Genomic DNA, 23785 nt, shown 5'->3' with positions numbered 1-23785 from the left:
ACGCTCAAGAGCCCATCAAGGAATCGTTATGCGCCAGATTCAAAACATCATTCGCCACGTCGCCATCGTTTCGTCGATTTTTTTGCTCAGCATCGCCGCCGGCTGTTCGAAACCTGCCGACAAGCCCAATGCAGGTGCCACCTCCGGCTCGGTGAGCACTCAAACCCTGTCGGGCTCAAAACTGGGAGACCTGTCCGAGTTCCGCAACATTGCCGCCGACGTTGCCGTCCTTGTCGACAAATATGATCTGCCCGGCGCGAAAACCCGCATCAAGGATCTGGAGACCGCCTGGGACTCCGCCGAAGCCGGCATCAAACCTCGCGCCGCCAGCGACTGGCATGTGGTCGACAAGGCGATCGACCGCGCACTCGATGCCCTGCGCGCCAGTAACCCGCAACAAAACGACTGCAAGGCCATGATGAGTGAGTTGTTGAAGGCCTTCGATTCAATGAAGGGCACCGCATGATCCCCCCGCAGCGCTGATCCACGGCGGACAAACGCTTGCACAGGTGTTTCAATACAGGCGCGACGGTCATGACGGTCGCGCCTTTTTTCTGGAGCGGGAAATGCGGATATTGTTGGTCGAAGACGACCCGATGATTGGCGATGCCATCCAGGGCGCCCTGAACGATGCGAGCTACGCCACTGACTGGGTAAAAAACGGTCTCACCGCGCTCGCGACGCTGGAAACCCAACACTATGATCTGGTGCTGCTGGATCTGGGTTTGCCCGGGAAGGACGGGCTGGATGTACTCGACAGTATTCGCGGCCGCGACGACCCGGTGCCATTGCTGATCATCACCGCACGAGACAGCCTCGATGACCGCCTGCGCGGCCTCGACGGCGGTGCCGACGACTACTTGCTCAAACCCTTCAATATGGCGGAGCTGCTCGCTCGTATGCGCGCCGTGCTTCGCCGCAAAGGCGGCAGCGCCCTGTCCGTGCTGGACAACGGTGTGGTGTCGCTGGACCTGATCTACAAACAAGCCACCACCGCAGAAAATCGCGACGTCCAATTATCCGGTCGCGAGTTCGCCCTGTTGCAGGCACTGTTGATGCGGCCGGGCGCAATCCTCTCGCGCACCGATCTCGAAGATCGCATCTACGGATGGGGCAATGAAGTGGAAAGCAACGCGGTGGAGTTTCTGATTCACGCGCTACGGCGCAAGTTAGGCAACCATGTCATCAAGAACGTCAGGGGTATGGGATGGATGGTTTCAAAAAGCGCTTGAGGGACTCGGTTCAATTACGGCTGTCCGTCACGCTGTCGCTGGCCATCCTGATCGTTGCAGTGGTAGCCGGGATTTTTGCTTTCGCCTCGGCGTTCGATGAAGCCCACGAAATGCAGGACGCTACCTTGCATCAGGTGGCCATCCTGTTTGATCGGCAGCAGATGCCACTGCACTATCCCACCGGTAAAGAGGTCGATGGCGACAACGAAGAATCCAGGGTCATCGTGCAATACCTGGCCGACGGCAGCAAAGCGATCGGCAACGATGACGCCCTGATACCGCTGCCCTTCCCCACAACGCTGGCCGATGGCTTATCGACCTTGACTGTCGATGACGAAGACTTTCGTGTGCTGGTCAGAACCACAGCCCGCGGCGAACGCATTGTCGTCGCCCAGGAAACCGGCGCACGCGACAAGGAGGCCCGCGAAAGCGCCTGGCGTAGTCTGCTGCCATTTTTCATTCTGTTTCCTGTGCTGTTGCTCGTGGTGGGCGATCTGGTGCGCAAACTGTTCCGCCCCATTGCGACCCTCTCGGCTGAAATCGATGGACGCGATGAACAGGCCTTGCACCCGATCGACGAACACCACCTGCCAACCGAGATCCGGCCTTTCGTCGTGGCCATCAATCGCTTGCTGGCACGCGTCGCGCAGTCCATGGAAAACCAGCGTCGCTTCGTCGCCGACGCCGCCCACGAACTGCGTTCGCCCATGACGGCCCTGTCCCTGCAAGCCGAGCGGCTGACAGCCACAGCGATGCCGGCGCCAGCCCGCGAGCGCCTGTTGCCGTTGACCCAGGGAATAGAGCGCGGCAGAAAACTGATCGATCAACTGTTAAGCCTGGCGACGGCACAATCAACCTCGAACCGGCCACAGACGACGGTATCAATCCATGAAGTCTATCGACGCGTACTGGAAGATTTGTTACCGCTGGCAGAACGTAAGGGCATCGATATGGGTGTTGAAAGTCTTGAGGACGCGCAGGTCATCATCAACGAAACCGACCTGTTAATCCTGGTCAGGAATCTGGTGGATAACGCGATCCGTTATACCCCCGCGGGTGGACGAATCGACCTTTCGGTTGAGCGGGTACAGGAGACGGTCCTCCTGCAGGTCAAGGACTCCGGCCCCGGTGTCACCGAAGACGAACAAACGCGGGTGTTCGATCCGTTTTACCGTAGCGTGGAAACCGATGAAACAGGGTCCGGGTTGGGGCTATCTATCGTCAAGGCGATAGCAGATCGCACGGGGGCACAGGTTCGATTGGGCTTCGCGGACGAGATAAAAAAAAGCGGACTCTGTGTCTCGGTCTGGTTGAAAGCAGGCCAGCATTGAAGCGGCCGATGTTGCGAAGCGAACCCGGTGCTCGAGCACCGTCGCTCGATCATGCCTACCGCGACCAGAAATCCGGCACGCCCGCCCCAGTTTCCGAGTGGTTGAGTTACGCCCTGGTCAATGCCGTGATCATCGGCCTGTTCGGTGGTATCCAGCGACCGGATTGCGCCGGACATCAACGCCAGAGGGATGACTTATCGGGTATCGCTCGATACCCTTGCCTCGCCGTCGCCTGACGGTTTCCAGGTCAAATCCCATTTCATCCAGACGAGCATGTCATGAAATCCCCCGCAGGTTTGCTGCTGTCGGCTATCGAACTGGACCGTGCCAGTGCCATTCCCCTGTACCGCCAACTGTATCTGCAGATTCGCAAACAGATACTCAACGGCAGAATCCAGGGGGGCGTGCGCCTGCCGTCGACCCGGACCTTAAGCAACGAGTTGGGGTTGTCGCGGATCACCATTCTCAATGCGTTCGATCAGCTGATTGCCGAAGGTTTCCTGGCTTCGCGCACTGGCGCCGGCACGTATGTCGGCACTGAGTGGGAAAGCCGGGGTATCGAGGACGAGCAACAGCGCCAGCCACCACGCCTGTCCGACCTGAGCCAGTCGATGCTGTCGCTGCGCAGCGATCATTTTCGCGGGGTGTCCTATGCCGACTGGGACCCTGCGACCCCGACCTCCTTCCTGCCCAGCCACAGCACCTATGACACATTCCCGCAGGCGATCTGGCGGCGCCTGATGAACCGTCATCTGCTCAAGCCAACCAAGGCCATTCTGGGTTATGGCGAGTTGCAAGGCTTGCAGGCGTTTCGCACAGCGATTGCCGAGTACGTTTTCGATGCGCGTGGCATCGACTGCAGTGCCGGGCAAGTGGTGATCGTTTCCGGCGCGCAGCAAGCGTTCAACCTGTTGGGAATGCTGCTGCTCAATCCGCAGGACAGCGTCTGGATGGAGGACCCGGGGCACATCGCCGCGCGCATTGCGTTGCAGGCCCAGGGGGCTCAGATAATTGCGTTGCGTATCGATGAACAGGGGATCGATGTCCAGCAAGGCCTGACCGAGTGCCCCGATGCCCGCCTGGTGTTTTGTACGCCTTCGCGCCAGCATCCTTTGGGTGTCACCCTGAGTTATGCGCGGCGCCAGGCACTCATCGATTGGGCTGCGCAGCATCAGAGCTGGATCATCGAGGACGATTGCGACAGTGAGTTTCGCTACAGTGGCCGCCTCCTCCCGGCGTTGTATGCCATGGACCAGATGGCCCGGGTGATCTACGTCGGAACGTTCAGCAAAGTGCTCTTTCCGTCACTGAGACTGGGTTACGTGATTCTGCCACAAGCCCTGGTCGAACCCTTTTGCACCCTGCGCGCGGTCATGGATCGCAGTCCGCCCACACTGCTTCAGGCGACAACGGCGGACTTCATGGGTGAAGGCCACTTCCTGGGGCACATCCGCCGCATGCGTGCACTGTACAAGGCGCGCCAGCAGGCATTGATCGAACAGCTTGAAAAGCAGATTGGCAGCTTCTTCAGGATCACGCAGGCGGATGCTGGCATGCACCTGATCGCCTGGCTGCCCCCCGAACTCAGTGACACTGACATCGCCCGGCAACTGGCCCAGCACAACATCCACACCTACGCCTTGAGCGACTACCGCATCAAGCATGCCCTGCCACCGGCCCTGTTGATCGGCTTTGCCGGCACGCCTGAAAACCAGGCCCGGGAGCGTGTCGAGGCGCTGGCCCGGGCCTTGCGCACATTGGGTTACCTGCCGCCGACCACTTGATGCGAGGCAAGTGGTCTTATCAATTAACTGATAATGGATCTATCGAGAGTTCCTGACTGGCGCGATAAAGGCTGCGCCGGTAGACCCGGTGTCTGAACCAGGAACGACTCTAATGAACAATAAGATCCAGGAACGATTCAACGCCTTGCTGAGCCATAAGGTGGTCGAACACGGGGCTGTTCCCGTGCTGACGGACGCACTGGCCCAGCGGTTGCTTGAGCGTCTGGGGCAATTGCGTCTGTTTGCCCACGCCTATCCGCTACTGACCAACCTCACCCACGGTCGTGTCACCCCTGCCGACCTGCTGGACTTCGCCTATCGCCACGAGCTGCAAGGCCTGAGCCTGCACTTGCTCGACGGCGAGGAAAACAGCCTGAGCCAAATGTCACCCGCGCAGCTCCAGGCGTTTGCCGCCAAGGCCAAAGCGCAGGGGCTGGAGGTGCACCTGGAAATCAGCAGCACGCGGAAAAAGGATGTCGACCAGGTGATTGCCATCGCCAGGGCCCTGGGGGTGCGCAACATCCGTGTTTACTCACGTTACGAGGGCACGCTGTCACAGGTCATGGACGTGATCGAGACCGATCTGCACTACCTCGCACAACAGGCCGACGCACACGATCTGTTCTTTGACTTCGAGCAGCATGAAGAACTCAAGAGCGGCGAAATCGCGCAACTGCTCAACCGCCTCAACCACCCTCGCCTGCATGCGCTGTTCGACTTCGGCAACATGATCAATGCCTGCGAACAGCCCCTGCAGGCCCTGCGCAACCTGGCGCCGCACATCCGCCAGACTCACCTCAAGGGTGTGCGCATCGTCCCCGAACAAAACGGCTTCGGCCATTACGGCGTATTGCAGGGCAGCGACGAGGACGATCTGCCCAGCGCCCGCATGCTGTTCGAGCTGTTGATGCTGGGCGACGCAACTCCGCAGGTGATCGCATTCATTCTCGAGCAGGAAAACCACTACGTGGCCCCGGCCTTCCGCCAGAGCCTTGAGGCGACCGATCCCTTCATTGCTTACCGGGAGATGAGCGAAACGCCGCTCCCGAACGGCTACTCGCTTGAGCGAATGCTCGCCGATGAACACCGCTGGGCGAACAACCAGGTCGCCTATGTCCGTAGCCTGCTGGCCGAATTGCGCACCCTGGCCGAACTGACCCTGGCCACCCCTTCCAACGCCTGAGCCTGACGACTCAACTACGCCCGGAGAACAATAATGACAACTCAAAACAAGGCCAAATGGCTTAGATTCCTGATCCTCATCCTCGGTGGCGGCACCATCTACAAGCTGGCGAACCTCAAGGACGCCTTCTATGTACCCATGCAGGAATTCATGGGTTTGAGCCACACTGAAATCGGTATGCTGCTGAGTGCCAACGCGATCATCGCGACCGCACTGTTCGTGATTGGCGGGCTGCTCGCCGATCGCTACGACACGCGTAAACTGATCCCCCTCGGCCTGATCGGGACCGGTAGCCTGGGGTTGTACCTGGCGACCTTTCCGCCCTTCAGCAGTTTGCTGATCGTGTTCAGTCTGTTGGCCGTCTGTGCCGACTGCCTGTTCTGGCCATCGCTGCTCAAAGCCATCCGTAACCTGGGTGACGATCAGGAGCAAGGCCGGTTGTTCGGCCTGCTCGAAGGCGGGCGTGGCGTGGTTGATACACTGGTGGCCTTTTCCGCCCTGGGCGTGTTCGTCGCCATGGGTTCGGGCGAAACCGGCCTGAAGTCGGCGATCCTGTTCTACTCGGTTATCGACATTCTGGCCGGCACCCTGACCTGGTTCCTGCTCAAGGGTGGCAATGCGCAGTCGGTGGCCAAGCCGAAGAATGGCCTGGCGAACCTGATGGAAGCGATCAAGGTACCGGGAATCTGGCTGGTCAGCCTCAACGTGTTCATGGTCTACATCGTCTACTGCGGCCTGACCTATTTCATTCCCTACCTCAAGGAAATGTACGGGTTGCCCGTCGCGTTGGTGGGCGCCTACGGCATCATCAACCAGTACTTCCTGAAGATCCTCGGCGGGCCTGCCGGCGGTTTCATTGCCGACAAGCAGTTCAAGAGCACCAGTCGTTACCTGAAGTGGGCGTTCCTGGCGCTGTTACCGCTGATGGGCGTGATCATGCTGATTCCGAAAAACCCGGGCTTCATCTATGCGGGCATGGCCGCCACCCTGTCCTTCGCCCTGATCGTGTTCTCCATGCGCGGCGTGTTCTGGGCCCCCATGGGTGAAGTCGGCATTCCCCAGCACATCACCGGCTCGGCCTTCGGCATCGGTTGCCTGATCGGCTATGCACCCGGCATGTTTGCCTACGTCATCTATGGTGCGATCCTCGACCACTTCCCCGGTCAACAGGGTTACAACTATGTGTTCACCCTGATGAGCATACTGGCTATTGTGGGCTTCATGGTGTCCAGCCTGCTCTATCAAGCGGTGCGCAAAAAATCCATGGCCACTGGCGGAATGAGCGCAGCGCAAGCCTGATCATTGCCATGGACGCCAGGAGGAGGAATCGACTACCACGCCGATCCCTCCTCATGGCCACAACGCCGGAATGAACCGACGCTTGCGCGGGTAAGTACCGAAATCGCCGGTAATTCGCCAGTCTCTTCAAAAAAGCAATTTGCTCATGGGTGCACTGCGCAGGTTTCTACGGCCTTTGTCATGCTGGCCGCGCTGATTTCTATCGCCTTGCCCAGGCACGCCGAAGCGATACCGTCGACATGACAAGATGAAATGTCACTGGCTGTTCAGACAGGTTTGTTGGCCGGACTGCTATGTTTAATGTAAATGCCTTCTTACCTACGATGCGATGTTTAAAGACCTGCGGGTGCAGCTGAATATGAAGTCTGGGGACACGGTCAAACCAGAGCATCTGGAGTAACCCACCATGAACAGGCAGGTCATTGATGTATCAGAACATAGCGCTGCTTGCCGCCTTCCTCCTGACCTACAGCATATTTGCGGGGCGTTTCGAGTCGCGCCTGCTCAATGGCCCGCTTATGTTCATGCTTGCCGGTCTGATTCTCGGCCCGGCATTTCTGGGTATTCTGCAACCCCGGATTGACAAGGATGGCCTCAAGCTCCTGGCTGAGCTGACATTGGCAATTGTTCTGTTCAGCGATGCGGCGAACGCCGACCTCAAGGTTCTGCGGGCCAATGAAGGACTTCCGCTACGCTTGCTGATGATCGGTCTACCACTGACCATAGTGGGTGGCTGGCTAGTCGGCGTCTGGCTGTTTCCACAGGTCCCGCCGTTGGAATTGGCCATCCTGGCAACCCTTCTGGCGCCCACCGATGCTGCGCTCGGCAAGGCTGTTGTAAGCAATAGCAAGGTTCCCGCATCCGTGCGTGAAGGGTTAAACGTTGAGAGCGGATTGAATGACGGGATCTGCGTTCCAGTGTTGCTGATGTTTTTGGCATTGCTGGTCGAAGAGCAAACGCAGTCCCCCCTCTCACTGGCATTGGAGTTGGTTGTCGAGGAACTGGGCATCGGTGCATTCATCGGTATTGCCCTTACGCTCATCGCCTGGCTGTTGCAGCGCTACTCCGGAAAACACCGTTGGCAAACGCCCATGTGGTCACAATTGACCCTGCCCGGACTCGCCATTCTGTGCTTTGCCACAGCACAAACACTAGGCGGTAGCGGGTTTATCGCCGCGTTCGTCGGTGGGTTGCTCGCAAGTTTTCTGTTTACCGAGCAAAAGCACCAGATGCTCAAGGCCAGCGATGAGTTCGCCAGCCTGTTATCAGTCATTACCTGGGTCATATTCGGCGCACTGGTGATCCCTTGGGCCTGGAGCAATCTCACACTGAACATCTGGCTTTACTCGGTGCTCAGCCTGACCGTGATTCGCATACTGCCAGTGCTGATCAGTCTGGTGGGAACCCGCTTCGATTTCGAAACCCGCCTCTTTATCGGCTGGTTCGGCCCGCGAGGCCTGGCCAGCATTGTCTTCGCCGTCATGATATTGACCTACCCTCTGCAAGCCAGTCGTACCTTGGTGTCTGCTGCTGTCTGTACCGTTTTACTAAGCGTGCTTTTGCACGGTCTGAGTGCCAATCCATGGGTTGCACGGCTGGCCAGTCGTGATCACTGATATTGGTCAGAAATACCACCGTTTCCGGTGCCGACCAGATCAAGTCAAGACGGCCAGGTTCGCCAGGATTCGGTCAAAGTCTTCATGGCTGAACGCGGGAAGCACCAGGGGCTCTACATAGCCATCGCGACGTGCGGTGAGCACGTACTGCATCATTGCCTGATTGCTGGGCATCTCGAATACCTGGACAAAGTCGTACTCCCCAAGGGTTGCGTAAAACGCCAGAGAACGCCCCCCTTGCCGGGCTACACGACTTTCACTCATTGCTCGCCGCGATGGGCTGTCATGTAGCTCGGCCAAGCCTTTGGGCGTGAGCTTCATCAGCGATATATAGCACTGCGAAACACCCTCGACGGCGAGCGGGTCCGAGCACTTCATAGCGTCTGACCATCGAGCCGAGCCAGTCCTTCCAGCACGGCGGCAGCATCAGTGAGTGCGCCGAAAATTCCGTTCTCCACGGTCACCATGTACAACGCGGCATCGTGGGCGTACTGGTCACCGCTGGCACAAGCGTCAGAAATAGTCAGGCATTGGAAGTTGCGATCACACGCCTCTCGCAAGGTCGTATGCACACAGACATCGGTCGTGCAGCCACTGAATAGCAAATGGGTAATGCCACGCGCACGCAGAATGTGCTCAAGCTCGGTGTAGGTGAAGGCACTGTTGCAGGTTTTGTCGACGATGATGTCATCGACACCCACATCCAGTTCGGCGACCAATTGAAAACCCGGACTGGAACGTAGTAACACGTCAGTACCTTCAAGCCCGGCCTGTCGCCGCCGCCATTTTTCATAGGGCGTCATGTCAGCCAGGTCCCCCCGATAACCCTGCCTGGTGTGAATGACCTGTATTCCCACTGATCGGGCCTTTTGGATCAACTGGTTTACCGTGGGGAGAATTGCTCTTAAAGGCGCTGGATCGTATCCGCTTCGAGCGAAGTAGCCCGTGTTGGACAGAAAGTCCTCCTGAAGATCAATCACCAGCAATGCCGTTGCCGCAGGCACCAATTTGCCGTCGTAGGGATAATTGAAAGGCTGAGCAGTAATCATGGTTTCCTCCAGGGTTTCAAGCCAGCCTAGCAATCGGGTATCGTGAGTTAAAGCGATTAATCCAGCACATTATTGTTTTCATCAGCTAACCAATTGCTACCTGCACAGAGCCTTTCAGTGACCAACAAACTGGCGTTTCTTCCCTACCTGCGGGCCTTCGAAGCTGTCTCCAGGCTCGGCACACTGCGCGGTGCCGCAGACGAACTCCATCTCAGCCCAAGCGCGATTTCATTGCAGCTAAAGAAGCTGAGCAACATCACCGGAGTTCAGCTATTCGCGCGCACTGGCAGGAATGTGACACTGACTGAAACCGGGCATGAGTTTTATCAATCCGTGTCTGATGCACTAGGCACTTTGGCCGACTTGGTACGACTTGCGGTTGAGCGTGAAGGCGAGCCAAAGGAGCGCTCACTGTCGGTATCACTACCCCCCTCTATCGGCATCGCTTGGCTGACTGCCGCGATTGTCGAATTTGCGACCAGCCGCAATATGACCAGCCTGTCGATTAATCAGGCGGTTACGTGTGCAGAAGTAGATTGGCATGCCAATGATATTGCCGTCGTCTACGACCAGCCGCCGTTCCCCGGCAAACGCTGGGAGCTACTGAGTGAAGTCCGGCTCTGCGCGGTGTGCGCTCCCACCCTGCTCGGTCGAATGGATCTGCACAGCCGAGATCGCAAGCTCCATGGCTTCGCGCTTTTGCACGAAGATGGCGGCGAGCAGTGGAGCAGATGGTCACTGGCTGCACGGGTAAAGCTCTCCGATAACATCCGGGTAAAAGTACCCTCCGCTGCCCATGCGATAGCGGCAGCGGTCCAGGGAAAGGGAATTGCCTTGCTCTCCGATGTGGTCTCGCAAGCTCACTTGGCCGAGGGCAGTCTGGTTCGGCCATTCGCAACGACGTTAGAGGCAACCAACGCTTACTTTCTCGTGTGGAAGGTAGAAAGCAGTGCCGCCGAACTTACGACAGCACTCGCCGAATATTTACGGGGATACCTGAAAAGAAGCTAGAACAAGCGCAGGCATGGTTTCGCCTTACGAGGCTGTTCATATTGCGTTACATCAAGCCATCAAGTGCGCCCTACGGAACCGGTGACCGGTAGATTCCCCAACAACTTGAGCCCCGTATTTTTTACGAAAGTGTCATAGTCCATCGGTTTCTCGATACGGGTTTCTGCGTTGGGCAATACATAAGCCCAGGCCCGCTTGGACGATGCGTCGTAAACCAGTTTGAACAGGCGCGTCGGCACCCAGACCTTGTTGTCGCCAACGGTGGTGTGGCCTGGGTCAAAGAGCGGGCCGGTAAAGACAAAAACATTGCCATCGGCTCGCTTGGCAAACTTCCTGACATCCGACTCGACCTTGCTCCAGATCTTCCGGTTGTTGGTTGGGTCTTGCGGCACCATGTTCGACAGCGCAAAGGATTGAGCCATCGCATTGGGGCTCGGGGCATCGGCTGCCGGGGATTGGTGGCCACGGTCCACCGCCGGATGTTGGCTACGGTAGTCGCTCAACTCTGCCCGCCCACTCTTGGGGATGCGTGGGTCCGGATAGAACTGGTTGGTGCGCTCCTCGCCTTTTGCATCCTGAAGCTGCGCTGCATTAAGACGCTCTACCACCACCAGCGGCGTCTTGCTGGTTTGCGAGTACAGCACCGCAAAGTTGTCGGAACACAGGGCCAAGGGTTTCATTGTTGCAGGCACAGTGGCCATGTTGATCGGATTGGCGGCCGGGAACAGATCTGCACAGCCGTCGAACGATGCCTGTTTCTGTTTGTTTGAATAGAGGTCCAGCGCCGCGTTCTGGCTGATCGAGCCCGAGCGTGACACCTGTTCCTGATGCTGGGTGGGGGGCTTGATAAAGTCCAGCAGACTACGGGCTTCTGCCCCGGTCGAGAGCAAAACAAGGGCCGACAGCCCAACTGCAATTTTGCGTAGGTACATGCTTTAAAATCTTCGAATGGGATTGAAGGGCAAACGTATAGCGAGTCCCGATTCACGGAACCAGGTGGAGGCAGTGGCTGTTTACATTGCAGCGAGCATGTTTTCAATGTCCTTGTTCAAAATACCGATGCTGATCCGGTCGGCTCCGAGCAGCACTACCGCTGAAGGTCGTGCGGGACTTATTGACCATTACAAGTCAGATTAGTGCTGAGCTGCGTTTACATTCTGTTTGCCAATGCTCATCTAAGCAGTGATAGGCAAAGTACGGCCAAAGATGATGTGTCTCAGCGGCATACCCACCCAGCTGCAGGGTGTCATTGACACTTCGGGTTTTCAGGATTGCCGGAAGCCAGAAACTCATGGCGGATATGGAAAAGAGGATGCAGAAGCAGGCAGATGCCAGGTTGTAGGTTTTCGGGTCCCGCAGCACTGCGGCTCGCGGATGGCCACCGACCACCCGCGAGCCAGCGCCATCAAGCCAGCAGCTTAAGCTCGTCTTTACCGTACTTGAGCGATTTCTCGTCTGGAATCATCAGGCCAGTGTGCTCGTCGCGCCCCTGCAGGACGAAGCGGGCGTTCGGGTTGCCCAGTTGGGTAGCGGCCTGCTGGCTGTCAGCGCCGATCTCGCCCTTCTTCATGCGGTTGACGATCAGCCCCACCGCCGTATCGTTGAAGTCGCGCAGCATCCAGGCATCGCCATCGCTGTCGCCAGCCACCAACACCGGGCCATAGCCCTTCTGTTTAACCAGTACGTTCTTGATGCCGACGGTCTTGCCCGGACCGTAATTGAAGTGCCAGTCTGGCTGATAACGACTGGTGTACTTGCCGTCTTCCATCGCCATGCGCAGGCCGATCACGTTCTCAGGCGGCACGCCGTATCCGTAATGGGGATTGCCCGCGAACACGCGTACCACATCGTCGATCGAGGCGGTGCTGACATAGACGTCGATGCCATTGGCACGCAGCGTGTGCATCAGGCCGCGGATTTCCTCATGGATGCGGATGCCATGAAAGTGCGTATCCGCCACCACCCCAGCCTTGCCCGGCAATGTGCGTGAACTCTCGTACTTGACCTTGCGCAGCGCGTCGCCGATGGCGTAGTTGTTGGAGGCCTGCGCCATCGCCTGCAATTCAGCGGTGGTCATGTTCTTGTAGAAGTACAGAATCCACTTGTAGCCGATCTCCACCGGGTAACTGTCGCAGATCGCGTCGTACATGAAGTAGAGCTTGGCGAGAAAATCCTTGTATTGCTCGCTGGCCTGGATGTCCTCCAGGCTCTTGTCGCCGGCGAGTCCCTTGTAGTTGGCGTGCAACCAGCGGTAATCCGCTTCCACATCGCTGGCGATGTCTTCCATCTTGACCGGCTGGCCGTCCACCGTGGTGTAGTCCTTCATGAACGCGCCGTTCGGCACGTCCTGGCGCAACACGGCGGCGAACTCATCGGGCGTCAGCTTGTACTGCAGATGATTGATCTGGTAGACCAGCAGCGCCTCTTCACAGTCGTTCATGATGCACGTGTTGTCCCAGTCGAACACCGCGTACGGGCGCTGCTCTGGGCGGTAAGACGCGCTCTTGACCCCGTGCTGGTCGATCACTGCCTGTAGGCGTTTCATGTTGAGCGGCGACCAGCGCGCCGGGTCCAGCTCACCAGGCGTGGCTGGGGGCGTGGCGGCTTGCGTTATGCGGGATGACAACAACAGCGGACTGACGACGGAAACGGTGGCGAGGGTGTTCAGAAACTGGCGACGCTGCATGGCATAGCTCCTACTTCTAGACGAGAGGTTACAACCGAGGCGATGGCGAAAGCGTGTTTCAAAATACGGACGAGCGAAAAACCCGTCCGGCCAAGAGGCTAGCTTCAAATACACAAAAAAACAATAATGCCTCAACATTACACAAACATGACGCGCAGGCTGCGCCAGCCAGATGATCATGGGGCCGCACCAAACTTGACAGCGACCGACGCCCCTCCACAATGCGTGCTCGGACAGCGATTCAAACAGCAGGGACACCGGTATGTGGCAAGAAGAGCGTTATCAGCGGATCCGCGCACTGCTATCGACCTTGCAGCGCGTCACCACCGACCGCATAGTCACCGAGCTGAATGTTTCACGCGAGACTGTGCGGCGCGACCTGGTCGCTCTGGAAGAACAGGGAGAGTTGAAGCGGATACACGGCGGCGCCATCTGCGTTGAGGACGAAGCGCCAATCGCCGAGCGAGCGCAAAGCAACGTCAAGTTCAAGCGCGACCTTGCGCGCGCCGCGGTAAGCCTGCTGTCGCACGGGCAGACGGTGTTCATCGACGCGGGCACCACCACCGTCATCCTTGCCGAAGAGTTGGCCAAGCTGGGAGGGCTGACCGTGATCACCAACTCGTTCAACGTGGCACTGCAACTGCGCACCCCCGCCGCGTCTGGCGGCCAGCACAACGAGGTGCTCGTACTGGGCGGTTCACTCGGCGACCGTGCGCCGGCGACGGTCGGCAGCACCACGGTGGCGGAAATTGGCCGCTATCGAGCCGACTTCGCGCTGTTGTCGCCGGTCGGCATCGACGCCCAGCGCGGTGCCAGCAACTACGACCACCGCGAAGCCGAAGTGGCGCGCGCCATGGCCGACAATGCCGAACGCGTGGTCATCCTCGCCGATTACAGCAAGATTGGCGTGGAGAGCCGCGTCGCCTTCTGCCCGCCAGAGCGCATCGACGTGCTCATCACCAACCACAAGGCCAGTACCGAAGTGGCGTTCGCCGCACTGAACGCCAAGCTGAAACGTATTGTCCTGGTGTAGCGGTGGCTTGGCGGTTGCAACAGGAATTGACGCAGCGTGATGCTCAAGTGCAGCGCAACCGGGTAGCTGCTCGTCCACGGATCGATTCGTGGCGCCGCAGACAGCATCAATACCTCCCCCTCTCTTACTGACCGTCGCCGCACACCTTTACGATTGCCTATAGCCTGAATATCGAATCCCCGGTCGATGGCGAGCTTCGCACCAGTCAACAGTCGGCTGTAGATTCAACCGGTCGATTCAACAGATTGGCTAACTCTTTCAGCGGGCGTTTTCGAGCGCGATGTCAGGCCAGTCAGAAAGGCCCCCAGCAGCAGCATGACTGCACTCGCCACGAAAGTGCCCTGGTAGCCTCTGCTATCGAACAGCAGGCCGCCAATGGTCGAGCCCAGCGCGATGGCCAGCTGAATCACGGCGACCATCAAACCGCCACCCGCTTCAGCATTCTTTGGCATGGCTTGTGCGATCCAACTCCACCAGCCCACTGGGGCCGCGGTAGCCATCAACCCCCAAAAGCCGAGCAGCGCAGCAACGGCAATGACCGAGGTTCCAAAGGGGATCAGGGTCAAGGCGATCAAGGCCATCAGTACGGGAATAGTTACTAGTGTCCGGTACAGGCCGCGCCTCAGGAATAGACCAATGATCAGGGTGCCGATGAAGCCTGCTACGCCAATCACGAGCAAAATCAACGACAGCGTGGATACGTCAACCCGCGTCACTGTTTCGAGGAAAGGTCGCAGATAGGTAAACAGGGCAAACTGCCCCATGAAGAAAGCGCCGCAGCCAGCCATGCCCAGCGCCACGGACCGGTTTTTGAACAGCTTCAAGACGTTGCGCGAACCCGGCGGGCGCTGATCCACCTTCATGGACGGCAGGCTGATCCATAGCCAGGTGAAAGCAATCGCCGCTACTGGCACCAGGCAGAAGAAGGCACCGCGCCAGCCAATGACCGAACCCAGATAGCTGCCCAGCGGTGCGGCAATCACGGTAGCCAACGCATTACCACCGTTGAAGATGGCCAAAGCCTTGGGAACCTCGTGGGCAGATACCAGCCGCATGGCCGTCGCAGCGGACATGGACCAAAAACCGCCGATGACCACCCCGATGAGAGCACGGCCGATCATGTATGTCAGATAGTTTGGCGCCAGCCCGACAACCACACCGGAAACGGCCATCAACCCCGTCAGCGCCAGCAACAGTGTCTTGCGGTTGAGGGTTCCGGCAAGCCCCGAGATCGACAGACTGGTCAGTACTGCGAATGCCCCGGAGATCGCGATGCCTTGTCCGGCCAAACCTTCGGTGACGTGAAGATCGACGGCCATCGGCGTCAGCAGGCTGACGGGCATGAACTCCGAAGCGATCAACGCGAAGACGCAAAGCGTCATTGCAAAGACACCGTTCCAGCAAGCGGGGGCCCCGTTTTCAGGGGAAACAGTACCCATTGGGGCCTTACCTTCATTCATATTCATGGCGGGCATGGTGACGAACGAGCTCGCCCGCGACTAGCTAATGAATACTTAATAGGTCTATAAGTACAGCTAATCAATTTGATGCAAAGGGGGTTGCATAATGGTCAGGAGGAACCTCAATGATCTGCTGTCCTTCGTGACAGTGGCGCGCGAAGGCAGTTTCACCCGAGCCGCCGCGGTGCTGGGTGTCACCCAATCTGCGCTCAGTCAGGCAATCAGCGGTCTGGAAGCGCGCCTCCAGATAAGGTTGCTGACGCGTACCACGCGCAGCGTCTCGCCTACGGTAGCTGGCGAGCGACTGTTACAGGCCATCGGCAATCGCTTCGATGAAATCGAAGCGGAACTGGATGTACTGACGCAATTGCGCGATAAGCCGGCCGGCACAGTGCGCATCACGTGCGGCGATCATGTCCTGCGGACAACCTTGCTGCCCAAGCTCACTTCATTGCTACATGAATACCCGGATATCAAGGTCGAGTTCGACGTCAATTACGGATTTAGAGACATCGTGGCTGATCGTTTCGATGCGGGCGTGCGTCTGGGTGACACCATTGATAAAGACATGATCGCAGTTCCCATAGGACCCGCCTTACGGATGGCTGTCGTCGCCTCGCCAGCGTACTTTGCCAACCGCTCCATTCCCAAGAACCCGCAAGACTTGATGGGCCATGGCTGTATCAACCAGCGCATGCAGACATCAGGCGGGCTTTATGTGTGGGACTTTGAGCGGAGTGGTAAACAGTTGAACGTGCGCGTAAACGGCCAGCTCACTTTCAACACGTCTGTCCACATAGTCGATGCGGCATTGGCGGGACTGGGCATTGCCTACCTGCCCGAGGAGGAATTTGAACCACACCTTCAGGAAGGTCGGCTGATGCGTGTCCTGGACGATTGGTGCCCACCGTTCTCTGGATACTATTTGTATTACCCCAACCGTCGGCAACCCTCCCCGGCGTTTTCTCTGGTGGCCAATGCACTGCGCGAAGCAGTCTAGAGGCGGCGAGCCGTATGACCCGGCCAAGCTGCAAGTGCCGCTGCCAGCGGACATTGATACAACCCCGCTTTTGCCGCAAAAAAAAGCATTGGGCGGGTGACCAGACCTTCCCAATGCAAAACGACCCGATTCGATTTTCCTTGAGTCGATCAGCCCAGCGTGTTGAGGCACACCACCTTAGGCTGGGTCATTTCCTCATAGGCAAAGCGCACCCCTTCCCGGCCCAGGCTGCCGTACTTGGAACCACCAAACGGCATTGCATCGAAGCGGTAGTCGGAAGAATCGTTGATCATCACGCCCCCGGCTTCGATCCTCCGTGCGGCGCTCATGGCCGTTGCCAGATCATTGGTGAAGATCCCGGCGTGCAGGCTGTATTCGGGCTCGTTAGCCAACTCAATGGCCTCATCGAAGGTTTCGAAAAGCTGCAACACCACTACCGGAGCAAAGACTTCGTTGCGCCAGAGCCGACTGGAATGATCGACGTTTTCCAGGACGGTTGCGGCGTAGCACGAGCCTTGTCGCCGATGGCCGCAGAGCAATGTGGCGCCCTCCTCCAACGCGTCGTTCACCACTTGCTCGGCATTTTGTGCTGCCTGCCGGGTAATCATCGGGCCGATATCGGTTTCGCAACGCAAAGGGTCGCCAATCACAAGCGCCTGAGCCAGGCTGACGAAACGCTCACGGAACGCTGCATAGATCGGTGCCTGAATCAGTAGCCGCTGAGTGCCTATGCAGTTCTGCCCTGCAGCCCAGAAGGCTCCGGACAGGCAACTCTCGACGGCGGCTTCAAGGTCGCAGTCGCCCATGACGATCACCGGTGCATTGCCGCCCAAGTCCATGGCGAGCTTCTTCAGGCCGGCCGTGCGGGCAATCTGCTCCCCGGTGACGAAGCCGCCAGTAAAGGAAATCATCCGTACCTCACGGGAGGCGACCAAGGCCTTGCCCAGTTCCGCGCCGCCGGTGGCGACTGTGACCACCGACTCGGGCAACCCTGCCTTAACCAGATACGACACCAATTTGATGGCCGACAATGGCGCAAGCTCAGACGGTTTGAGAATCACCGCGTTGCCGCCGGCAATTGCCGGACCGAGCTTGTGTGCCACCAGATTCAACGGATCGTTGTACGGGGTGATCGCGACGATCAGGCCCAGGGGCTCGCGGGAGAACCAGCCCTGGCGCGACTCGGAGCCCTCATAGGCATCGAAAGGCACCACTTCCCCGGCATTACGCCTGGCCTCTTCGGCAGAAAGCTTGAGGGTGTTGACGCAACGCTTGACCTCTTTTTCCGCCTGCTTGAGGGTCTTGCCGGCTTCGTCGACGATCAGCCGGGCAAACGCCCGGGCATCACGTTCGATGTTCAACGCAGCCTGTTCGAGAATGCGTGCCCGACGATGACGCGCTAACCCGGCGCAGGCTCGCGCACCGCTGCGCCCCTGCTCCAGCAACTGCGGAACCTGCGACGCACAGACATCCGCTACGGTCCCGATGACGGTGCCGTCAAAGGGGTTAAAGACTTCGATTTGCGGCTCAACGATTTCCAGGGTCAGACGCGATAGGTTCACAGGCTTTCTCCTAGTTGCGCACAACAGACTGGTGGATCTTGATGATGTCCGACAGCAGCGCAAACGCTGTTTCCGTACGCCCGGCCCCCGGCCCTGAAACCGTCACCGCGCCGAGCAGTTCGCAGGTAAACGACACGGCATTGGTGGCGCCGGAAACACTGGCCAGTGGATGATCATTGCTCAACAGGCGCGGCTCGACACTGGCACTGACCGAACCATCGGCATGCCGCGTGGCCGCGCCGATAAGCTTCCAGCGAGCCCCATCCTGCCGGGCTTTCTCGATGTCGCGAAGGTCGAGTGAGGAAATACCGCTGCAAGTGACATCGCTGACCTTCAGCTTGGCATCCAACAGTTCGTTGGCCAGTATCACCACCTTTAGGCGCACGTCATGCCCCTCAACATCCGCCGTCGGATCGGCTTCGGCATAGCCCAGTTCCTGAGCCTTGCTGACCGCCTCGGCAAACCCCAGGCCGCCTTCCATGCTGGTGAGAACGAAGTTCGACGTGCCGTTGAGAATCCCCTCGAAACCGACAATCGAGCTGCCCGCCAGCGCCTGCTTGGCCAAGCGGATTACCGGCGTGCCACTCATCACCGAACCTTCGTATTCAAAGGCGACGTTATTGCGTCGGGCCAGCTCTTTCAGCTCGGCGCCGTGGAGGGCAATCGGTCCCTTGTTGGTGGTAACTACATGCTTTTTGCCTTCCAGTGCCCAGCGGCAGAACGAGGTGGCCGGCTCGCCGTCTACCGGGTTGGTGAAAGTGGCTTCGGCAATGATGTCCGCGCCGCAGTCCTTGATTACCGCTTCATTGAGGGCTTCGGCCTCGCCACCCGGCAGTTGCGCCAGGGCACCTTTGACCGTCGGCAACCTGGCCAGCAAAGCGGCATCCAGCCCTTCGCGGCCAATCACCGAACCGAGGAACAGGTCGGTGACGCCGACGATTTTCAGGGTGAAACCCAATTCGGCTTTCCAGCTTTCGTTACGTTCGGCAATCAACTGAGCCAATGCCCGATTGACACCACCAAAACCGACCAGTGCCAGTTTGTATTCAGTCATTTTTTTATGCCCTTGATCCGAGTGATGGGTTGTTGGGCACTAGATTAGGGGCGCGGCCAGGGCAGTGAAATATGCCAATTTGCACTATTTTGTGGACGTTTTGACCAGCACCCGGGCAAAGCGTCACGCATAAAAAAAGCCAACACTGGTTGGCTTTTTCAGAATGAAAATAGGCTAGACGACAGACGACAGCACAAATGAGGTCACCGTGTTCTCCACCCCCGGCAATGCGGAGATTTCACTCCAGACCTTATGCACCCGCTCCGGGCTCGCAGCGCCGACCCGCAGCATCAGGTCGAACTCGCCACTCATCACATCGCACTGGATGACTTCCGGTATTGCTCGCAGGGCCTGTAGCACTTCTGCGCCGCGCATGCGGTCGTAGCGGTAGACGAAGATCACCGCATTGATGTTCGAAGAGGCTTGCCGTCCTTCCCCCGTGCGCACCGTATAACCCTGTATCACACCGTCGCGCTCAAGCCGTTCAATGCGCTGACGCACGGCATTGCGCGACAGGTTGACCTTGGCCGCCAGCTCGGCGTGAGCGGCCCTGGCATTGAGCCGCAGTTCAGCGATGATGCGCTCATCGAGAGGGTCCAGAATTCGCTTCACGTGGCCTCCTGTTTCAGCGCCTTCATAACGCGCCGAGCAGCTGATAGATCGTATCGAAGTCATCCGGTTGAATCCGGTAAAGCTGCGCCGGTCCTTGCTCCGCGACCGGGCGGTGTTGCACAGGCGTGCTGATCCCCAGTTCGCCGAGCAGCACGGCCGATTTGGCCGGTGAAATTTCCCCCAGGGTAACCATCGGTGCCACCAGGCTTCGGCGGTACAACCTGGCCGCGAGAACGCCGGTGGCAGTATGCGGGTCGATGACGTAACCGGTGTCGCGATACAGCGAGGTGATTTCCTTCAGCGTCTGCTCATCACTGACCGCGTAGGAGTCGATGATCATGCGCGCCTGCAACCAGAACTCGTTGGAGAGGGTCATCTCGCCGCTGGATTCGAACGCTGCCATCAGGCCGCTGACCGCCTGATCGTCGTGCCCGTAGAGTTCCCAGAGGAAACGCTCCAGGTTAGAAAAGATCGACAGGTCCATGGCTGGCGACAAGGTCTTGTTGGCACGCAACCTGGAGTAGTGGTTCTTCAGAAACAGCTGATGCAACGCGTCATTCTGATTGGTCGCCACGATCATCTGGGTAATCGGCAGGCCCATTTTCTGCGCGATGTACCCGGCATATACCTCGGCAAAGCTCGCTGCCGGCACGCTGAAGCCGATCGGACGCTGACCGCCCCCCAGTTGCAGCACGGCGTGGAAATAAAACACCAGTTGCGCCAACACACTGACCCAGTTGCTGGAGTTGAAACTGATCGCCTCGTGCTGCGTGCACGGCCACTGCCGGAACAGCCGCGTGACGATGGTCTGGCACTCGTCGAAGCTGCCATTGACTGCGAACTTATGAACCTTGGGGTGCGCCACCGCTTGCAGATGCTGAAGTTGATCCTGCGGTACACCCGTCTCTGGGTAAAACACCACCACGACCGTTTCATCGCAGTGTTTGAATGCCTCGATGGCCGCCAGCCCGGTATCGCCATTGGTGGCACCGAGTACCACCCCGCGACGTCCGCGTTTGCACAGAAAGTATTGCACCAGCCTTGCTTGCAACTGGGCGGCAAAATCCTTCGAGGAACGGGTCGGTCCATGGAACAGTTCCAGCACCCATTCGTTGCGGTCGACCTGATGCAAGGGCGCCAGGGAACGATGGCTGAAGTTGCTGCCAGCCTCCTTGAGCAGGCGCTTGAAGTCTGCCTCGGGGATAGCCTCGCCGACAAACGGACTCATGACCCGATAGGCCAGTTCGTCATAGGACAAAGTCGACCAATTGGCGATGTCCTGCGGTTCGAACAGTGGCAAGTCAAGGGGGACGAACAGCCCGCCGTCCTCGGCCGTTCCTGACAATACGACTTTTTCAAAATCGACCTGCACAGCCGAATTTCGTGTACTCACATAGCGCATGGTTGGCTCCGGCCATTCATTTGAAACGATGTGCCTGCTCGACCAGCCAGGTGGAAAACATGACCGCGTCGGGATGCTGGTCGACCCCGGAACCGCGGACCAGGTAAAACGACTCGCTGGCTTCGATGCGCAAGGCGAAGGGCTCGACCAGTCGCCCGTCTTCAAGCATCTCGTCAACCATCGAGGACCGGGCCAGGGCAATACCCTGCCCCAACTCCGCCATACGCAAGGTGGAAATCAACGTGTCGAACTGCATACCGGTCGACGAATCGACGGCGTCCGCACCGACCATGTTCAGCCAGTAACCCCAGCCCTCTTCGTAGCCCAGCACATGCAACAACGGATGCTGCGCCACGTCCGCCGGCACCTTCAGTGGCGAACTCTCCATCAGGGCTGGCGAGCAGACCGGAAACAAGGTGTCCCAGGTCAGTCGCTGCGACACCAGGCCGGGCCATTGACCATGGCCCCAGCGAATCTCCATGTCGTCCTCACCATCGAGTTCCTTGACCCAGATGTTGCTGATGTAGCGGATGTCGACATAGGGATGGGCCTGGCGAAAGCCCACCAGCTTGGGCGCCAGCCAGTGCACGAAAAACGCCAGACTGCCGCGCACCTTGATCGGCCGGCGTTTGTGCTGGCCAAAAATCTCATTGGTCCCCACCGCCAGTCGAGTAATCGCATCCTGCACCACCGGCAGATAGGCCTGCCCTTCCTCGGTCAGCCCCAGGCCACGGGGCAAGCGCTTGAACAGCGCCACCCCCAAGTGGCTTTCCAATTGGCGGATCTGCTGGCTGACCGCACCCTGGGTCAAAAACAGTTCTTCGGCAGCGTGAGTGAAGTTCAGGCAGCGGGCGGACACCTCAAATGCCCGCAGCCAGTTCAATGGAGGTAACGTCTTTTGCTTCATTCCCTGGACCTTATTGACACCCCCCGCACCGAGCACGCTTGCCCACCCCGTCGACAGTGCCTAGAACGCATCGGACGGTTGTGCCAAGGGGGCAAGCGACAGGCGTCGCTCGCGGCTATTGCGGGTAATGTAATACACGAAATAGCACCAGGCGATGAACGGTAAACCGAAATACAGAGCCACCCGTTGTTCAGGGTCGAACGCAATTCCGACACACGCCAGGCTGCAGCAGACCAGCGCTCCCAGTGGTACCCACGGATAACCCCGGACGCGGAACTTGAGGTCGCGGACATCGCCGCCATTGGCCACATAGTGACGGCGGAAAGCAATCTGGCTGGCGGCGATGCTCATCCACACCACCACCACCGCCAACCCGGATATCGACACCAGCGCCAGGTAGATGGTGTCGGCGGCAAACACACTACTGAGCAACGATGCGGCACCGCCGGCCATGCTGACGATGATGGCATTGAGCGGTGTGCCCATGCGGGTCAGGGCCGAGAATTGCTTGGGCAGGTGACCCTGGTCACTCAGGGTCCAGAGCATCCGTGAGGCGGCGTACAAACCGGAGTTGGCGGCCGACAACAAGGCACTGATGATCACGAAGTTCATGATATCGGCGGAGTACGGAATCCCGATGTAGGTGAACACGGTGACGAATGGACTCTCTACGAGCCCGGCCTGTTCACGTGGCAGCAAGGTCGCCAGGACGAAAATGGTCCCGACAAAGAAGATTGCCAAACGTAGCACCGTAGTGCGAATGGCACGCGGCACATTGCGTTGAGGGTCCTTGGTTTCACCCGCGGCGATACCGATCAGTTCAGTGCCGGAGAATGCAAAAGAGACCGCCAGCAATGTCATGGCAATCGGCATGAACCCGGTAGGGAAAAGCCCCTCGCGAGTGAAGTTGCTCATCCCGATACTGTGCGCCTGATCGATATGCAGCAGGCCGAGAATCGCGCCACCGCCGATCAGCAGGAACACCACCACAGTCACGACTTTGACCAGAGACAACCAGAACTCGGTCTCAGCGAACAAGCGCACCGAGATCACGTTGGTCAGAAACACCAAGCCCGCGAACAGCGCACTCCAGATCCATACCGGTGTATCCGCAAACCAACGCGCCATCAAAATGCCGGCCGCGGTGAATTCGGAGCCGATCGCCACCGTCCAGGTCAGCCAATACAACCATGCCACGGTGTAGCCGGTGCCAGGTCCGAGAAAACGCGTAGCGTAAGTGCTGAACGAACCGGTTTCCGGCATCTGCACCGCCAATTCGCCCAGGCACATCATGACCATGTAAACCATGAGTGCGCCGATGATGTAAGCAATAACCGCACCCAAGGGACCGGCCTGGTTAACGGTGTACCCGGACGTGAGAAACAGCCCGGTACCAATAACACCACCCAATGCCAACATGACAATATGGCGCGTCTGCATTTCCTGTTTAAAACCAGCGCGCGTGTTGAGTTGTTCTTCTTTTATGGACATGGTTTTTTTCTCATGAAAGTTATTAGGGCACGCATTAACGTCTGCGATGAGTTACTCGGCAGAGTAAAAACAG

The 23785-nt window shown here is 58.5% G+C and carries 22 protein-coding genes and 1 pseudogene; 12 read left to right on the top strand and 11 right to left on the bottom strand.

The features are described 5' to 3' along the window. Positions 1-28: 28 nt before the first annotated feature. The 9 genes and pseudogenes from ACM6IR_RS26030 to ACM6IR_RS25990 all read left to right on the top strand — a co-directional run bounded on the left by ACM6IR_RS26030 (position 29) and on the right by ACM6IR_RS25990 (position 8445). Complete coding sequence (locus ACM6IR_RS26030; RefSeq protein ID WP_414910337.1) at positions 29-466, top strand: hypothetical protein; 438 nt, start codon at positions 29-31, stop codon at positions 464-466. A gap of 100 nt (positions 467-566) precedes the next feature. After that, entirely contained in the window at positions 567-1232 is a 666-nt protein-coding gene (locus ACM6IR_RS26025) for a response regulator (protein ID WP_414910336.1), read from the top strand. Further along, positions 1208-2563, top strand: a complete 1356-nt coding sequence (locus ACM6IR_RS26020) for an ATP-binding protein (protein ID WP_414910335.1) — start codon at positions 1208-1210, stop codon at positions 2561-2563. The genes ACM6IR_RS26025 and ACM6IR_RS26020 overlap by 25 nt, the downstream gene beginning before the upstream one ends. 8 nt (positions 2564-2571) lie before the next feature. Next, complete coding sequence (locus tag ACM6IR_RS26015; RefSeq protein WP_414910334.1) at positions 2572-2799, top strand: hypothetical protein; 228 nt, start codon at positions 2572-2574, stop codon at positions 2797-2799. A 42-nt stretch (positions 2800-2841) separates the two neighbouring features. Continuing rightward, entirely contained in the window at positions 2842-4347 is a 1506-nt protein-coding gene (locus ACM6IR_RS26010; RefSeq protein WP_414910333.1) for a PLP-dependent aminotransferase family protein, read from the top strand. Positions 4348-4459: 112 nt separating this feature from the next. After that, entirely contained in the window at positions 4460-5530 is a 1071-nt protein-coding gene (locus ACM6IR_RS26005) for a sugar phosphate isomerase/epimerase family protein (protein WP_414910332.1), read from the top strand. Positions 5531-5563: 33 nt separating this feature from the next. Beyond that, positions 5564-6829, top strand: coding sequence for an MFS transporter (locus tag ACM6IR_RS26000; RefSeq protein WP_414910331.1), 1266 nt, complete (start codon positions 5564-5566; stop codon positions 6827-6829). A gap of 319 nt (positions 6830-7148) precedes the next feature. Next, positions 7149-7229 (top strand): annotated as a pseudogene (locus tag ACM6IR_RS25995) (DUF5064 family protein); the annotation flags it as partial. Positions 7230-7254: 25 nt separating this feature from the next. After that, positions 7255-8445 carry a cation:proton antiporter gene (locus ACM6IR_RS25990; RefSeq protein ID WP_414910330.1) on the top strand — a complete coding sequence of 397 codons (1191 nt, stop codon included), beginning with the start codon at positions 7255-7257 and terminating at the stop codon, positions 8443-8445. A gap of 39 nt (positions 8446-8484) precedes the next feature. On the opposite strand, the gene ACM6IR_RS25985 is transcribed toward ACM6IR_RS25990, so the two are convergent. Both ACM6IR_RS25985 and ACM6IR_RS25980 read right to left on the bottom strand, forming a co-directional pair. After that, the gene (locus ACM6IR_RS25985; RefSeq protein ID WP_414910369.1) at positions 8485-8766 is read right to left on the bottom strand and encodes a GYD domain-containing protein; all 282 of its coding nucleotides are present in this window, start codon (positions 8764-8766) and stop codon (positions 8485-8487) included. Between the two features lie 53 nt (positions 8767-8819). Beyond that, entirely contained in the window at positions 8820-9494 is a 675-nt protein-coding gene (locus tag ACM6IR_RS25980) for a cysteine hydrolase family protein (protein WP_414910329.1), read from the bottom strand. 117 nt (positions 9495-9611) lie between these two features. On the opposite strand from ACM6IR_RS25980, the gene ACM6IR_RS25975 reads away from it, so the two are divergent. After that, positions 9612-10505: a LysR substrate-binding domain-containing protein gene (locus tag ACM6IR_RS25975; protein ID WP_414910328.1), complete on the top strand. Its 894-nt coding sequence runs from the start codon at positions 9612-9614 to the stop codon at positions 10503-10505. Between the two features lie 59 nt (positions 10506-10564). Here ACM6IR_RS25975 and ACM6IR_RS25970 read toward each other — a convergent pair whose 3' ends face one another. Both ACM6IR_RS25970 and ACM6IR_RS25965 read right to left on the bottom strand, forming a co-directional pair. After that, complete coding sequence (locus ACM6IR_RS25970; RefSeq protein WP_414910327.1) at positions 10565-11437, bottom strand: DNA/RNA non-specific endonuclease; 873 nt, start codon at positions 11435-11437, stop codon at positions 10565-10567. A 473-nt stretch (positions 11438-11910) separates the two neighbouring features. Continuing rightward, positions 11911-13191: a haloacid dehalogenase-like hydrolase gene (locus ACM6IR_RS25965; RefSeq protein WP_414910326.1), complete on the bottom strand. Its 1281-nt coding sequence runs from the start codon at positions 13189-13191 to the stop codon at positions 11911-11913. A gap of 262 nt (positions 13192-13453) precedes the next feature. Here ACM6IR_RS25965 and ACM6IR_RS25960 point away from each other — a divergent pair, with 262 nt between their 5' ends. Beyond that, positions 13454-14224 (top strand): DeoR/GlpR family DNA-binding transcription regulator, encoded by a 771-nt coding sequence (locus ACM6IR_RS25960; protein WP_414910325.1) that lies wholly within the window; start codon positions 13454-13456, stop codon positions 14222-14224. Positions 14225-14448: 224 nt separating this feature from the next. Here the strand turns inward: ACM6IR_RS25960 and ACM6IR_RS25955 are convergent, their stop codons facing one another. Continuing rightward, a complete protein-coding gene (locus ACM6IR_RS25955) occupies positions 14449-15663 on the bottom strand; it encodes an MFS transporter (RefSeq protein ID WP_414910324.1) in 1215 nt (404 codons plus the stop codon). 127 nt (positions 15664-15790) lie between these two features. On the opposite strand from ACM6IR_RS25955, the gene ACM6IR_RS25950 reads away from it, so the two are divergent. Then, positions 15791-16684, top strand: a complete 894-nt coding sequence (locus ACM6IR_RS25950) for a LysR family transcriptional regulator (protein ID WP_414910323.1) — start codon at positions 15791-15793, stop codon at positions 16682-16684. A 149-nt stretch (positions 16685-16833) separates the two neighbouring features. On the opposite strand, the gene ACM6IR_RS25945 is transcribed toward ACM6IR_RS25950, so the two are convergent. From ACM6IR_RS25945 to ACM6IR_RS25920, 6 genes are all read right to left on the bottom strand, one after another. Further along, positions 16834-18246 (bottom strand): aldehyde dehydrogenase family protein, encoded by a 1413-nt coding sequence (locus ACM6IR_RS25945; RefSeq protein WP_414910322.1) that lies wholly within the window; start codon positions 18244-18246, stop codon positions 16834-16836. Between the two features lie 10 nt (positions 18247-18256). Further along, positions 18257-19300: a homoserine dehydrogenase gene (locus ACM6IR_RS25940; RefSeq protein ID WP_414910321.1), complete on the bottom strand. Its 1044-nt coding sequence runs from the start codon at positions 19298-19300 to the stop codon at positions 18257-18259. 174 nt (positions 19301-19474) lie between these two features. Next, entirely contained in the window at positions 19475-19912 is a 438-nt protein-coding gene (locus ACM6IR_RS25935; protein WP_414910320.1) for an Lrp/AsnC family transcriptional regulator, read from the bottom strand. A gap of 22 nt (positions 19913-19934) precedes the next feature. After that, entirely contained in the window at positions 19935-21314 is a 1380-nt protein-coding gene (gene thrC / locus ACM6IR_RS25930) for a threonine synthase (protein WP_414910319.1), read from the bottom strand. Between the two features lie 16 nt (positions 21315-21330). Beyond that, positions 21331-22221: a LysR substrate-binding domain-containing protein gene (locus tag ACM6IR_RS25925; protein ID WP_414910318.1), complete on the bottom strand. Its 891-nt coding sequence runs from the start codon at positions 22219-22221 to the stop codon at positions 21331-21333. Between the two features lie 60 nt (positions 22222-22281). Then, entirely contained in the window at positions 22282-23712 is a 1431-nt protein-coding gene (locus tag ACM6IR_RS25920; protein ID WP_414910317.1) for an amino acid permease, read from the bottom strand. Between the last annotated feature and the right edge of the window lie 73 nt (positions 23713-23785).

Source organism: Pseudomonas sp. IT-P253 (assembly GCF_949768125.1).
Taxonomy (GTDB): Bacteria; Pseudomonadota; Gammaproteobacteria; order Pseudomonadales; family Pseudomonadaceae; genus Aquipseudomonas.
Note: the sequence above shows the minus strand (reverse complement) of the source record. Positions and strands in the feature narration are given on the sequence as shown.